This is a genomic window from Streptomyces sp. NPDC031418 (assembly GCF_055581605.1).
Map to the genome: position 1 here is coordinate 123,891 of NZ_JBVIJC010000020.1, position 13,455 is coordinate 137,345.

General features: G+C 69.5%; 13 protein-coding genes. 7 read left to right on the forward strand and 6 right to left on the reverse strand.

Features of this window, described 5'->3' with window-relative positions; all coding sequences use genetic code 11:
- Positions 1–134: 134 nt before the first annotated feature.
- Positions 135–1,397, forward strand: coding sequence for a L,D-transpeptidase (locus ACZ5CZ_RS27900; RefSeq protein WP_385844041.1), 1,263 nt, complete (start codon positions 135–137; stop codon positions 1,395–1,397).
- A gap of 83 nt (positions 1,398–1,480) precedes the next feature.
- Here the strand turns inward: ACZ5CZ_RS27900 and ACZ5CZ_RS27905 are convergent, their stop codons facing one another.
- Positions 1,481–1,882: a response regulator gene (locus ACZ5CZ_RS27905; RefSeq protein ID WP_385844039.1), complete on the reverse strand. Its 402-nt coding sequence runs from the start codon at positions 1,880–1,882 to the stop codon at positions 1,481–1,483.
- A gap of 166 nt (positions 1,883–2,048) precedes the next feature.
- Here ACZ5CZ_RS27905 and ctaE point away from each other — a divergent pair, with 166 nt between their 5' ends.
- The 6 genes from ctaE (at position 2,049) to idi (ending at position 8,251) form a co-directional block, all read left to right on the forward strand.
- The gene (ctaE, locus tag ACZ5CZ_RS27910) at positions 2,049–2,669 is read left to right on the forward strand and encodes an aa3-type cytochrome oxidase subunit III (RefSeq protein WP_450785528.1); all 621 of its coding nucleotides are present in this window, start codon (positions 2,049–2,051) and stop codon (positions 2,667–2,669) included.
- A gap of 61 nt (positions 2,670–2,730) precedes the next feature.
- On the forward strand, positions 2,731–3,546 hold the full coding sequence (gene qcrC / locus ACZ5CZ_RS27915) for a cytochrome bc1 complex diheme cytochrome c subunit (RefSeq protein ID WP_467542722.1): 816 nt from the start codon (positions 2,731–2,733) through the stop codon (positions 3,544–3,546).
- Complete coding sequence (qcrA, locus tag ACZ5CZ_RS27920) at positions 3,543–4,601, forward strand: cytochrome bc1 complex Rieske iron-sulfur subunit (RefSeq protein WP_385844035.1); 1,059 nt, start codon at positions 3,543–3,545, stop codon at positions 4,599–4,601. Before qcrC ends, qcrA begins: the two co-directional genes overlap by 4 nt.
- Complete coding sequence (gene qcrB, locus ACZ5CZ_RS27925) at positions 4,598–6,235, forward strand: cytochrome bc1 complex cytochrome b subunit (protein ID WP_385844034.1); 1,638 nt, start codon at positions 4,598–4,600, stop codon at positions 6,233–6,235. The genes qcrA and qcrB overlap by 4 nt, the downstream gene beginning before the upstream one ends.
- Positions 6,236–6,560: 325 nt before the next feature.
- Complete coding sequence (locus tag ACZ5CZ_RS27930; RefSeq protein WP_450785531.1) at positions 6,561–7,685, forward strand: cytochrome P450; 1,125 nt, start codon at positions 6,561–6,563, stop codon at positions 7,683–7,685.
- On the forward strand, positions 7,682–8,251 hold the full coding sequence (idi, locus tag ACZ5CZ_RS27935; protein ID WP_385844032.1) for an isopentenyl-diphosphate Delta-isomerase: 570 nt from the start codon (positions 7,682–7,684) through the stop codon (positions 8,249–8,251). The genes ACZ5CZ_RS27930 and idi overlap by 4 nt, the downstream gene beginning before the upstream one ends.
- A 79-nt stretch (positions 8,252–8,330) precedes the next feature.
- On the opposite strand, the gene ACZ5CZ_RS27940 is transcribed toward idi, so the two are convergent.
- The 5 genes from ACZ5CZ_RS27940 to ACZ5CZ_RS27960 are packed head-to-tail and all read right to left on the reverse strand — an operon-like array spanning position 8,331 to position 13,439.
- Positions 8,331–9,308, reverse strand: a complete 978-nt coding sequence (locus tag ACZ5CZ_RS27940; protein WP_468947016.1) for an aminotransferase class I/II-fold pyridoxal phosphate-dependent enzyme — start codon at positions 9,306–9,308, stop codon at positions 8,331–8,333.
- Positions 9,308–9,547, reverse strand: coding sequence for an acyl carrier protein (locus tag ACZ5CZ_RS27945; protein WP_468947018.1), 240 nt, complete (start codon positions 9,545–9,547; stop codon positions 9,308–9,310). Before ACZ5CZ_RS27945 ends, ACZ5CZ_RS27940 begins: the two co-directional genes overlap by 1 nt.
- Positions 9,548–9,573: 26 nt before the next feature.
- A complete protein-coding gene (locus tag ACZ5CZ_RS27950; protein WP_385844029.1) occupies positions 9,574–10,587 on the reverse strand; it encodes a beta-ketoacyl-ACP synthase III in 1,014 nt (337 codons plus the stop codon).
- A gap of 13 nt (positions 10,588–10,600) precedes the next feature.
- Positions 10,601–11,620 carry a phytoene/squalene synthase family protein gene (locus ACZ5CZ_RS27955; RefSeq protein WP_385844028.1) on the reverse strand — a complete coding sequence of 340 codons (1,020 nt, stop codon included), beginning with the start codon at positions 11,618–11,620 and terminating at the stop codon, positions 10,601–10,603.
- A gap of 40 nt (positions 11,621–11,660) precedes the next feature.
- Entirely contained in the window at positions 11,661–13,439 is a 1,779-nt protein-coding gene (locus tag ACZ5CZ_RS27960) for a thiamine pyrophosphate-binding protein (RefSeq protein ID WP_468947022.1), read from the reverse strand.
- Positions 13,440–13,455 lie beyond the last annotated feature (16 nt).

Below are 13,455 nucleotides of genomic sequence, written 5' to 3' on the forward strand. Positions count from 1 at the left end.
ATCCGGGAGCCCGGATCCTCCGCCAGGGGGGTCCGGGCTCCCGGCTTTTGCGTATCCGTCGTTCGCAGCAGTGTCGTTCGCTCGTACGGGTTACGTGCCGCGCCGGTAGGGTCTCCTCCTCATAGCGTGATCGTATGAACCACACTCCGCGGACCCGCACCGTCGTCAGCTGCACCTTGCTGGTGACCGCCCTCGGCGCGGGCGTCACCGCCTGCGGTTCGGACGGCAACCCCCTGTCGGCCAAGCCGTACGACGCAGCGGGCCTGATCGACTTCAACGGCCCCGTCGGTGAGGGGAAGCGGGCCGATCCGGACAAGCCCCTGGAGGTCACCGCCAGGAGCGGCGACGGACGGATCACCGACGTCACCGCCCAGGACTCCACAGGACGCTATGTGGCGGGCGAACTCGCCGCCGACGGCAGCCGCTGGCACAGCACCTCCCCGCTGGCCGCCAACGCCCACTACACGGTCACGGTGAGCACCGAGGACGAGGACGGCGCGCCCGGCCGCAAGGTCATCGCCTTCGACACCACCAAGCCCACCAGCAAGAAGCGGCTGACCGTCACCTTCGGGCCGGACTCGGGCCAGTACGGCGTCGGGCAGCCCATCACCGCCCAGCTCGACCAGGAGATCAAGGACCGGACCCAGCGGGCCGTCGTGGAGCGCGCCCTGCGGGTGGAGTCGACACCGGCCGTGCAGGGCTCCTGGTACTGGGTGAGCGACAAGGAACTCCACTACCGGCCCAAGGAGTACTGGCCCACCCACACCACCATCCAGGTGCACAGCAACCTGGAGGGCATCAGGATCGGCGACCGGCTGTGGGGCGGCCGGAGCAAGCCGTTGAAGCTCACCATCGGGGAACGCATCGAGGCCGTCACCGACGCCGCGGCGCACCAGCTGACGTTCTACAAGAACGGCGAGGAGATCAACCAGATCCCCGTCACCACCGGCAAGCCCGGCTTCGAGACCCGCAACGGCGTCAAGGTGGTCCTCGCCAAGCAGTACTTCGTGCGGATGCGCGGCACCACGGTCGGCATCGCCGCGGGCAGCTCGGACTCGTACGACCTGCCGGTCTACTACGCCACCCGGGTCACCTGGTCCGGCGAGTACGTGCACGCCGCGCCCTGGTCCGTCGGCTCACAGGGCTACGCCAACGTCAGCCACGGCTGCACCGGGATGAGCACGTCCAACGCCGAGTGGTTCTTCGACCACATCCACGAGGGCGACATCGTCAGGGTCGTCAACTCCAACGGCGACCCCATGGAGCCGTTCGGCAACGGCTTCGGCGACTGGAACGTCGACTGGCGGAAATGGCGCGAGGGCAGCGCCCTGTCCAGTGGCTCGCCGGACGGCCCGGCGGCGCAGGACGCGGTACGCCTGCGGCCCACGGCGGTGTGAACACCCGCAGGGGGCGCGCGGAACCGGGTGCCGGCCCGGCCCGGGCCGGCACCCGCACAGGCTCCTCGCGCCCCGTCGTCCCGCTACGCGCTCAGCAGCCGCTTCTGCCGCAGCAGGGAGGCCAGCTGGGAGGCGAACTCCACCGGGTCCACCGGCAGCGTGACCGCCGCGTCCGCCCGGCTCCACGTGGCCAGCCAGGCGTCCTGCGGCCGGCCCATCAGCAGCAGCACCGGCGGGCAGCCGAACACCTCGTCCTTGATCTGCCGGCACATCCCCATGCCCCCCATGGGCACGGCCTCGCCGTCCAGGACGCACACGTCGATGCCGCCCTTGTCCAGCTCGCGCAGCACCGCCTCCGGCGTCGCGCACTCGACGAACTCCACGACAGGGACGTCCGGAGCGGGCCGGTGGCCGGCTGCCAGCCGGACCTGTTCCCGCGTGTTGGAGTCGTCGCTGTAGACCAGCACTGTGGCGGTCGGCTGCATTGTTCCTCCGGGACGTCAGCGTCGTACGGACAGCACGGACAGGGCCGTTCGGGCGGATGTTACTCCCGTCGAAGTCCCCATGAACACCACGTCAACACCGGTCCGGCGGGTGGCAACACTCCGAACGGCACCCCCCGGAGTGAGCGCGAGATAAGCGACCGACATAATGTCGGTCGTGGCGACAGCAACGACAGTAGAAACCGGGCACGCGCACCCGTCGGTCAGCCGGCCGAACCTCACCAGCGTCGGAACCATCATCTGGTTGAGTTCCGAGCTGATGTTCTTCGCGGCCCTCTTCGCGATGTACTTCACCCTCCGGTCCGTCACCGGTCCGGATCACTGGAAGCACATGGCCGACGCGCTCAATGTGCCTTTCTCCGCGACGAACACCACGATCCTGGTGCTCTCCTCGCTCACCTGCCAGCTCGGCGTGTTCGCTGCCGAGCGGGGCGACGTGAAGAAGCTCCGTGGGTGGTTCATCCTCACCTTCATCATGGGCGCGATCTTCATCGGCGGTCAGATCTACGAGTACACCAGCCTGGTGAGGGACGAGGGCATCTCCTTGTCCTCCGACCCGTACGGCTCGGTGTTCTACCTGACCACCGGCTTCCACGGCCTGCACGTGACGGGCGGTCTCATCGCCTTCCTGCTGGTCCTCGGCCGTACCTACATGGCCAAGAGGTTCACTCACGAGCAGGCGACCGCCGCCATTGTCGTGTCCTACTACTGGCACTTCGTCGATGTGGTCTGGATCGGCCTCTTCGCCACGATCTACCTGATCAAGTAGCGGGACCGACTCCCGCACATCCAGAAGCACGACGCAGAAGATCCTGACACCGGGGTAATCCGTGAAAAAGCTCTCCGCACGACGACGCCATCCGCTGGCGGCGGTCGTCGTCCTACTCCTCGCGCTGGCGGCCACTGGGGGGCTCTACGCCGCGTTCGCGCCCGCGGGCAAGGCGCAGGCCGATGAGACCTCCCAGTCCCTGACCACCATCTCGGAGGGCAAGAAGCTCTACGAGGTCGGCTGCGCCAGCTGCCACGGCACCGGTGGCCAGGGCTCCTCCGACGGCCCCAGCCTGGTGGGCGTCGGCGCCGCCGCCGTCGACTTCCAGGTCGGCACCGGCCGGATGCCGGCCGCCACCTCGCAGGGCGCCCAGGCCGTGCGCAAGAAGCCTGTCTACAACCAGGCCCAGATCGACCAGCTCGCCGCCTACATCGCCTCGCTGGGCGCCGGCCCGAGCGTGCCGACCAAGCAGCAGTACGGTCCGGACGGCGCGGACGTCGGCAAGGGTGGCGAGCTGTTCCGCACCAACTGCGCGCAGTGCCACAACTTCGCCGGCAAGGGCGGCGCCCTGTCGATGGGCAAGTTCGCGCCGAGCCTTGAGGGCGTCGCGCCCAAGCACATCTACGAGGCCATGCTGACCGGCCCGCAGAACATGCCGTCGTTCCCGAACACGACGATGTCCGAGAAGAACAAGAAGGACATCATCGCGTACCTCAACGCGGTCAACGGTGACAAGACGGTGAACCCCGGCGGCCTCGCGCTGGGCGGGCTCGGCCCGGTCACCGAGGGCCTCTTCAGCTGGATCGCCGGCCTCGGTGCCCTGATCGTCGTCGCCGTGTGGGTCGCCGCTCGGACCGCAAAGGCCAAGAAGTCATGAGTAGCCAAGACATTCCAGAAGAGAACCTGCCCGCTGCGCAGGAGGCCGGCCACGGCGCCGTAGGCGTCGCGGACGAGGAGAACCCGTTCGCCGACCCCGGCCTGCCGCCCCACGAGCACCGGATCCAGGACATCGACGAGCGTGCCGCCAAGCGGTCCGAGCGCGTCGTCGCCCTGCTGTTCACGGTCTCGATGCTGGCCACCGTCGCCTTCATCGCGTCGTACGTGACGATCCCGGTCGACAAGTCGATCTTCGTCTTCCCGATCGGGCACATCAGCGCGCTGAACTTCGCGCTCGGTCTGACCCTCGGCGTGGCGCTGTTCTGCATCGGCGCGGGCGCGGTCCACTGGGCCCGCACCCTGATGTCCGACGTGGAGGTCGCCGACGAGCGTCACCCCATCGAGGCGTCCCCCGAGACCCGCGCCAAGGTCATGGCGGACTTCCGCCAGGGCGCCGCGGAGTCCGCGCTCGGCCGTCGCAAGCTGATCCGCAACACGATGCTCGGCGCGCTCACCCTGGTGCCGCTCTCCGGCGTCGTGCTGCTGCGTGACCTGGGCCCGCTGCCCGGCACCTCGCTGCGCCACACGCTGTGGGCCAAGGGCAAGCTGCTGGTCAACGTGAACACCAACCAGCCGCTGCGTCCCGAGGACGTCGCGGTCGGTTCGCTCACCTTCGCGAAGCCCGAGGGCCTGGAAGAGACCCAGGAGGACTTCCAGAACGAGATCGCCAAGGCGGCCCTGATGATCGTCCGGCTCCAGCCGGAGAACATCAAGGACAAGCGCGAGCTCGACTGGTCGCACGAGGGCATCGTCGCCTTCTCCAAGATCTGCACCCATGTCGGTTGCCCGATCTCCCTGTACGAGCAGCAGACGCACCACGTCCTCTGCCCGTGCCACCAGTCCACCTTCGACCTCTCCGACGGTGCCCGAGTGATCTTCGGCCCGGCCGGCCACGCCCTGCCGCAGCTGCGGATCGGGGTCAACTCGGACGGTTACCTCGAGGCCCTCGGCGACTTCGAAGAGCCCGTCGGTCCTGCTTTCTGGGAGCGCGGATGAGCACTAACTCCAACGACGAGTCCCGCCCCCGCGGGAAGGCACCGGCCGGCGAGCGCGTCGCCGACTGGGCCGACGGCCGGCTCGGGATCTACTCCCTGGCCAAGGCCAACATGCGCAAGATCTTCCCCGACCACTGGTCGTTCATGTTGGGCGAAGTGTGCATGTACAGCTTCATCATCATCATCCTCACGGGTGTGTATCTGACGCTGTTCTTCCACCCGTCGATGAACGAGGTGGTGTACCACGGCAGCTACGTCCCGTTGCAGGGCATCCAGATGTCGGAGGCGTACTCCTCCACCGTGCACATCAGCTTCGACGTCCGTGGCGGTCTGCTGATCCGGCAGATCCACCACTGGGCCGCGCTGATCTTCCTGGGCGGCATGCTCGTCCACATGATGCGCGTGTTCTTCACCGGCGCGTTCCGCAAGCCGCGTGAGATCAACTGGCTCTTCGGCTTCCTGCTGTTCTTCCTGGGTCTGATCACCGGCTTCACCGGTTACTCGCTCCCGGACGACCTGCTGTCGGGTACGGGTATCCGCTTCATCGAGGGCGCGATCCTGTCCATCCCGATCGTCGGCACGTACATCTCGTTCTTCGCCTTCGGCGGCCAGTTCCCCGGCCACGACATCGTGGCCCGGTTCTACTCGGTGCACATCCTGCTGCTGCCGGGCATCATGCTGGGCCTGATGGTGGCCCACCTGATCCTGGTCTTCTACCACAAGCACACGCAGTTCGCGGGTCCCGGCAAGTCCGAGAAGAACGTCGTCGGCATGCCGCTGCTGCCGGTCTACATGGCCAAGGCCGGAGGCTTCTTCTTCCTGGTCTTCGGTGTCATCGCGGCCATCGCGGCGATCGCGCAGATCAACCCGATCTGGGCCATGGGTCCCTACCGTCCGGACCAGGTGTCCACCGGCGCCCAGCCCGACTGGTACATGGGCTTCGCCGAGGGTCTGATCCGCTTCATGCCGGGCTGGGAGATCAACGTCTGGGGCCACACGTTCGTCCTGGGCGTGTTCATCCCGCTGATGCTCTTCCCGATCCTCCTGTTCGCGATCGGTGTCTACCCGTTCATCGAGACCTGGATCACCGGCGACAAGCGCGAGCACCACATCCTGGACCGTCCGCGCAACGCGCCGACCCGTACCGCTCTCGGTGTCGCCTGGCTCACGCTCTACGGCGTGACCCTGATCGGCGGTGGCAACGACCTGTGGGCCACCCACTTCAGCCTGTCGATCAACGCGGTCACCTGGTTCGTGCGGATCAGCTTCTTCGCCGGACCGGTCATCGCCTTCATCGTGACCAAGCGGATCTGCCTCGGCCTCCAGCGCCGCGACCGCGACAAGGTGCTGCACGGCCGGGAGACCGGCATCATCAAGCGCCTGCCGCACGGTGAGTTCATCGAGGTGCACGAGCCGCTCAGCCAGGAGCAGCTGCACACGCTCACGGCTCACGAGCAGCTCAAGCCGGCCGAGATCGGCCCGACGGTCGACGAGAACGGCGTCGAGCGCAAGGTGAAGGGCTCGGAGAAGCTGCGCGCCAAGCTCAGCAACGCCTACTACGGCGAGGACTCCCAGATCCCGAAGCCGACGGTCGAGGAGTACAAGGAGATCACGGCCGGTCACGGCCACCACTGATCCCACCCGTTGCTGCAAGGCCACATGGGCGGCCCCCCGGAGAACTCCGGGGGGCCGCCCCTTTTTTTTGGAACTTCTTATATGACTGGGTCGGGGTGGGAAGCTAGGATCATCGTGGTCGCGATCTTGAGCCGTGGGCATTTCTTGCTCAGACAGGCGTGCCCGCGGCATGACAGACGGGGAGACAGTAATGCCGGATCCTGCTGCCGAAGCCGGATTTTTCTTCAACCCAATCGATCCGAACTTCCGCCGAGACCCTTATCCGGCGTATCGGAAGCTCCGTGATGAATTCCCGCTCCTTCCCGGGCCGCTGAACTCCTGGGTGGTGAGCCGGTACGACGACGTCGAATTCCTGCTTCGTGACCGCAGGCTCGGCAAGGACCTCAGCAAGACCGCCTACTTCGCCCAGCTGGCGGGCGGGCCCGACGAGGAGCCGCCGCCCTTCCTGGGGCTGGGCATGGACGGCTGGGACGGCAACCTCTTCAAGCTGCTCGACCCGCCGGACCACACGACGCTGCGCACCCTGGTGGCGGCGCCCTTCACGCCGGCCGCGGTCGAGGCCCTGATCAAGTCGGTCACGGACATCACCGACGAGCTGCTGGCCGACCTGCCCTCGCACTTCGACGCCATGGAGGTGCTCGGCGCGCTGCTGCCGGTCCGTGTCCTCGGCGACATGATGGGCATTCCGCGCGAGGACCAGAAGCAGTTCGTCGACTGGTCCACCGAGATCGCGCGCCTGCTGGAGCTGGGCGCGGCCCCGCCGGACGACCTGGCGGCGGCCTCGCAGCGCGCGGTGGCCGAGTGCACGGAGTACTTCGTCAAGGCCCTCGAGGCCCGCCGGGCCGAGGGCGGCACCGATCTGATGTCCACGCTGCTGAGCGTTGCGGACACCATCGAGGGGCTGACGGTGCACCACGTCGCGGCGATGTGCGTGCTGCTCATCGTCCCGGGCCTGGACACCTTCGCCAACCTCATCGGCAACGCCGTGGTGCTGCTGGCCCAGCACCCGGAGGTGCTGAACCGGCTGGCCGAGGACCCCGCTCTCGGGGACGACGTCCTCGACGAGGTGCTGCGTCTGGAGCCCCCCACGCACGCGTCCTGGCGGGTCGTCAACGAGCCGATCGAGCTGCACGGCCAGACCATGCAGACCGGCGACGTGGTGCTGCTGATGCTGGCCGCGGCCAACCGCGACGAGCGGGAGTTCGAGAACCCCGACGCGGTGTCGCTGGGCGCGCACGGCCGCAAGCACCTCTCCTTCGGCCGGGGCATCCACTACTGCCTCGGTGACAACCTCTCGCGTCTGATGGCCAAGGAAGCGCTGATCGGCCTCGCGCGGCGGTGCGGCACCCTGGAGCTGGAGGGGGACGAGGTCGACCTCAAGCCCGGTCTGTGGCTGCGGGGCCCGGCCCGGCTGCCCGTCAAGGTGACCGCCCGGGAGGCCTCGGCATGACCTCTGCCGCTGAGGCCGTCTCCACCGAACCGATTCTGCTGGAGCTGGTGGACGACGACGGCCGCACGATCGGCGTCGCCGAGAAGCTGTCCGCGCACCAGGCCCCCGGCCATCTGCACCGGGCGTTCTCGGTCTTCCTCTTCGACACCGAGGGCCGGATGCTGCTCCAGCAGCGCGCCCTGACGAAGTACCACTCGCCGGGCGTGTGGTCCAACACCTGCTGCGGCCACCCCTACCCCGACGAGCCCCCGCAGGACGCCGCCGTGCGCCGCGTGCGCGAGGAACTCGGCCTGGTGGACGTCTCCCTCCGGACGGCCGGCACGGTCACCTACGAGCACCCGGACGAGATCTCCGGGCTGGTGGAGAAGGAGTACAACCACCTGTTCGTGGGCGTGGTGGAGGCCAAGCCCGAGCCGGACCCGGAGGAGGTGGGCGACTACCGCTTCGTGAACCGCGCGGAACTCGACGCGCTGCGCGCGACGGCCCCGGTCTCCGCCTGGTTCGAGACGGTGCTGACCGCGGCCCTGCCGGGCGTACGGCAGGTCGCCCCGGGCGGCGGCTGGTAAGGCACCCGGGAACAGCGAAGAGCGGTCGTGGCGGGGAGATCCCGGCCACGACCGCTCTTCTTCGTCCGCGGTGCGGGCGTTACGACAGCGCGCGCAGCACCGCGTCGTTGGCCTCGGCGTCGCCGACGGTGAGCCGGACGCCCTCGCCCTCGAAGAACCGGGCCAGGACCCCGCTCTGCTCCAGGGCCGCGCGGAGCTGCGGCACCCGCTCCGGCTCGTCGAACCAGAGGAAGTTCGTCCGGCTGGGCAGGACCGCCCAGCCGGCGGCGGTGAGCCCCCGGGCCAGCCGGTCGCGTTCCCGCACGATGCGTTCCACTCGCGCGCCCAGCTCGCCCTGCTCGCGCAGGGAGGCCTCCACCGCGGCCACCGACAGCGAGCTGATGGCGAAGGGAAGCTGGAACTCGTTGATCCGCCGGGCCAGCTCGGGGCTGGTCAGGCCGTAGCCGACGCGCAGGTCGGCGAGGCCGTACGCCTTGGAGAAGGTGCGCAGCACCAGCAGGTTGGGGAACTCCCGCACCCACTCCGCCGAGTCCGGACGCTCCTCGGCCGCGACGAACTCGATGTACGCCTCGTCCAGCACGACCGTGGTCCCGGCCGGGACCAGGGCGAGGAAGTCCCGCAGCTCATTGGCCGTGACAAACCGTCCGGTCGGATTGTGCGGGTTGCAGACGATCACCGCATCGGCCTCCGCCGCCGCCTTCGCCAGACGGGTGAGATCCTGGTGGCCGCCCGGCAGCAGCGGAACCTCCAGCGGACGGGCCGCCGTCATCCGGGCGAGCAGCGGGTACGCGTCGAAGTTGCGCCAGCCGTACGCCAGGCCGCCGCCGGGACGCACGGTCGCCTGGAGGGCCTGGAGCGCGACACCGACCGACCCGGAGCCCACCACGACACCCTCGCGCGGGAAGCCGAGCCAGTCGGCGAGCACGCCCTTCAGCCGCTCCGGGTAGAACTCCGGATACCGGTTGACCGCGGCGGCATGCCGGGCGATCTCCGCGGTCACCGATTCCAACGGCGGAAGCGGATTCTCGTTCAGGGCCAGCCGGTGTTCCCCGGGCATCAGCTCACACCCAGGGATCTGAGCAACTCGCGGGCGTCCTCCAGATTGTTGTCGATGCCCAGCTCGTTTCCGTTCAGCATCGGGGTGCCGAAGTGACGCTCCATCTCCACGATGAATTCGACCACCCCCATCGAGTCGATTCCCGACTCCTTGAAGGTGGCCCCCGCGAAAAGGGAGTCGGTGGATTTGGGAAAACGCTCGTCAAGCAGTGACTTCAGGTTTTCGTCAAGGTTGCCCATGGTTCTCTTCTCGCTTGTACGACTGCTCAGCTCTCGGTGATGGGGACGAGCGAGCCCGGCCAGGTGAGCAGGGCCGAGCCCCAGGTCAGTCCGCCGCCGAAGCCGGTGAGGACGACGGACTGCCCCGCCTCGAACCGGCCGGCCGTGGCGCCCGCGGCGAGCGCCAGCGGAATGGACGCGGCCACGGTGTTGCCGACCCGGTCGATGTTCTTCACGACCCGCTCCGCCGGCAGGCCCAGATCGCGGGCGCAGGTGTCCAGGATGCGCACATTGGCCTGGTGCGGCACCAGATGGGCGAGGTCGTCCGGTGCCAGCCCGGCCCGGTCGAGCACGGCGCGTACCGAGCCGCTCATGTGCCGGACCGCACGCGCGAAGACCTGGGGCCCGTCCATGTGGAAGTAGACGTCCGACGGCGCCGGACCGGTCTCGGCGAGCCGCTGCTCCGAGCCGCCGGCCGGCACGGTGATGAGGTCCACCCCCCGGCCGTCGCTGCCCAGGTCGAACCCGAGCAGCGCGCCGTCCTCCGTCCGCTCGCCGGCCCGGAGCACCGCGGCCCCGGCGCCGTCCCCGAAGATGACCCGGGTGGTGCGGTCGGCCGGGTCCAGGATCGTGGAGAAGGTGTCCGCCCCCACCACCAGGGCGGTGTCGACCACCCCGGTGCCGATCAGTCCCGCCGCGGTGGCCAGGCCGTACACGAACCCGGTGCACACCGCGGCCACGTCGAACGCGCCCACCCCGGTGAGCCCGAGGGCGTCGGCCACCACCGGGGCCGTCGCGGGACACGGCCGGTCCGGGGTGCTGGTGGCCACCACCACCAGGTCCACCCGCTCGGTGCCCGCCGACTTCAGCGCCCGCCGGGCGGCCTCCGTCGCCAGATGGCCGGTGCTCATGCCGGGCGACGCCACATGGCGCCGCTCGATGCCGGTGCGGGTTCTGATCCACTCGTCGGTGGTGTCCAGCTCGGCCGCGAGCATGTCGTTGGTGACCACCCGGGGCGGGACCCAGGTACCCAGCCCGCCGAGGACCGCGGTGCGTGTCATGGTCGGTGCTCCCTTATGCGGCGCTGCCGCCCTCGAAGGCGGGCCGGACGCGGTAACCCCGCTGCGCCGCCTGCTGGTTGATCTTCCGGGCGCGGGCGATGGCCTGGGCGGTACGCGCGATCATCAGCCCCGAGGTGAGGCCCAGCCCCTTCCGCGCGGTCTTGAAGAAGGCGTAGTCGTCCTTGGCCAGGGTCGGGAACATCGAGTCATGGAGCTGGATGTCGGCCTCCATGAACGTCCGCGACGTCGGGTGCAGCGCCTGGGGCCAGGAGCGGCCGGCGTCCAGGTGCTTCCTGGCCACACCGATCTCGTAGCGGATCAGCTCCCGCACCGGGTCGCTGATCCGGCCGCTGCCGATCTGCCGGTCCAGGTCCTCGCGCTCCACGCCGAACCGGGCGAGGTGCTCCAGCGGCAGGTAGAGCCGCCCGAGGTCCATGTCCTCGCGCAGGTCCCAGATGAAGTCCAGCAGCTGGAAGGCCGTGATGGTGTGCCGGCACAGCTCCTCGGCCTCCTCGCCGCGCGGCTCGAAGATCTGGTTGATCCAGGTGGCGGGCAGCAGGGTGACGTTCTCGAGGAAGTCGTCGAGCGCGGCGTCGTCCGCGTACTCGTACGTCGTGAGCGCCCGGCGGTTGCCGGCGACGAACTCCGGCACGCGCAGGTAGGGCAGGTCCCAGGTGCGCAGGGTGTGCACCAGGGCGCGGGCGACGGCCGCGTCGGTCTCCTCCGAGCGGGACAGCGGCCGGTCCACCGGCAGCGGGTCGCCCTTGGCGACGGCCAGATAGGTGCGCTCCCACTCGTCGAGCCGGCGGTTGCGGACATCGACGCTGAGGTTGATGTCGTCGGTCAGGTTGTCGACGTAGGCGACGAAGGTGATGAAGGCGTCGAAGTAGGGCCGCTTGGCCTCGGGGAACATGTACCGGCCCAGGAAGCGTCCGCGGCCGATCTTGCGGAACAGCTGGGAGACGGTGATGTAGTCGGCGCGAAGACCGGAGTCCTTGATGCCCGCGAGATCGAGCTCTTGAACCATCGTCATGTCTGTGCTCTTTCGTGTGGGCCGGCCCGACGGCCGGCCGCTAGAGGGTGCTTCCGCTCATCTCGTACGAGTCGACGGACCGCCGTTGCCGCGGCACCGACACCGTGGGCTCGTCGGCCGGCAGGAAGGAGGCGAAGGGAGGCATCTCCTCGACCGGGAGCCGGAGTTCCAGCACACCGGGGCGCCGGCCGTCGAGGGCGTGGTCGTCCAGGTGCCGGACGAGTTCCGCACGGGTGCCCGCGCTCGCGACCCACAGCCGGTCCGGGGTGCCGAGCCCCCGTGCCACCGTGCACACATCGGCCGGCCGGTAGTCCACCGCCGTGATGCGGGAGTCGAAGAACGTCTGCTGCCGGGTGGCGCACATCCCGTGCATGCCGTTGTTGAAGACGACATAGAGGATGGGCAGTTGCAGTTCGACGGCGGTGTGCAGCTCCAGACCGCTCATCAGGAAGGCGCCGTCGCCGCAGAACACCACCGTCCGGGTGGACTCGGAGCAGCCGAGCTGGGCGCCGATCGCGCCGCCGATGCTGTACCCCATGCCGCCCATGCCCAGCGCGATCGTCGAGGTCGACCCCGGCGGCACGGACCCGTAGTGCATGGAGGCGACGGCGCAGTTGCCCGCGTCGTACAGCAGATGGCCCCCGGGCGGCAGGTGCTCCTGGATCAGCTGGACGGCCTCGCTCTGGAGGAGCACGTCGTCGGCCGGGGGAGTGTCCCGGCCGGGGAGCCGGTCGGCCCGCCGGGGCAGGAACCGCGTCATCGTGTACCCGTCGACCACCGGGGCGGTGAACGGGCTCACCTCGCGCAACCGCTCCAGCAGCTGGAACACCCGGCCGGCGTCCCCGCGGACCAGCAGGTCGGCGGCGCCGGAGCGGGCCAGCTGGCCCAGGTCCACATTGACCGCGGCGGCCTTCGCCGGGTCCCAGCCGGGTATCGCCCGGCGGGTCATCATGCTCAGGCCGGTACCGACCAGCACCACGAGGTCCGAGCGCTCCACATAGGCGGCGGCCGAGGGATGGCCGCCCTCGCCGACGACCCCCAGGTACAGCGGGTTGTCGTTCGGGAACTCGCCCCGGGCGCCCATGGTCGTCACGACCGGTATCCGGGCGCGCTCCGCGAAGAGCCGTACCGCCTCGGGGGCGGCGGACCGGCGTACCCCGTGGCCGAGCAGCAGCACCGGCGAACGGGCCTCGCCCAGCCGCTCGAACAGCTCCCGCACCGCCGGCTCGTCGACCGGTCCCGGATCGGCGAAGGCACCGAGGTCGCGGGGCCAGTCGGCGGGCGGCTCGCCGACCTCCAGCTCGTTGCTGTCCCGGGGGATGAGCAGGGCCACGGGACCCTTGCGCCCGCTGAGGGCCGTGCCGAGCACCTCTCTCAGGGCGGGCCAGAACGCGTCCGCCCCGGTGATCCGGACGGTCTTCTTGGTGACCGCGCTCAGCAGGGGCAGCGCGTCCACCGTGCGGCCGATGCCGGAGGAGTCCTGGAAGGACCCCTTGCCGTCCAGGGCGGCCGGCGGCTGGCCGACGAGGGCCAGCACCGGCACCGATTCGGCGTAGGACTCGGCCAGCCCCGCCACCAGGTTCACCATGCCGCCGCCCGAGGTCGAGCAGCACACGCCCAGGGTCCGGTGGATCCGGGCCCGGGCGTCGGCCATGAACGCCGCGCCGTCCTCCCGTTTCGCCAGGACCGAGGTGAGCTGCCCCTGCCCGAGCCGTTCGACGGCGTCGTGGATGTGCTCGATGTTCGCGCCGCTGACACCGAAGACATACCTGGTGTCCAGGTCCCGCAGAACGGTGACCAGCGCGTCGGCCAGCCGCATCGTCCTACCCCCGTTC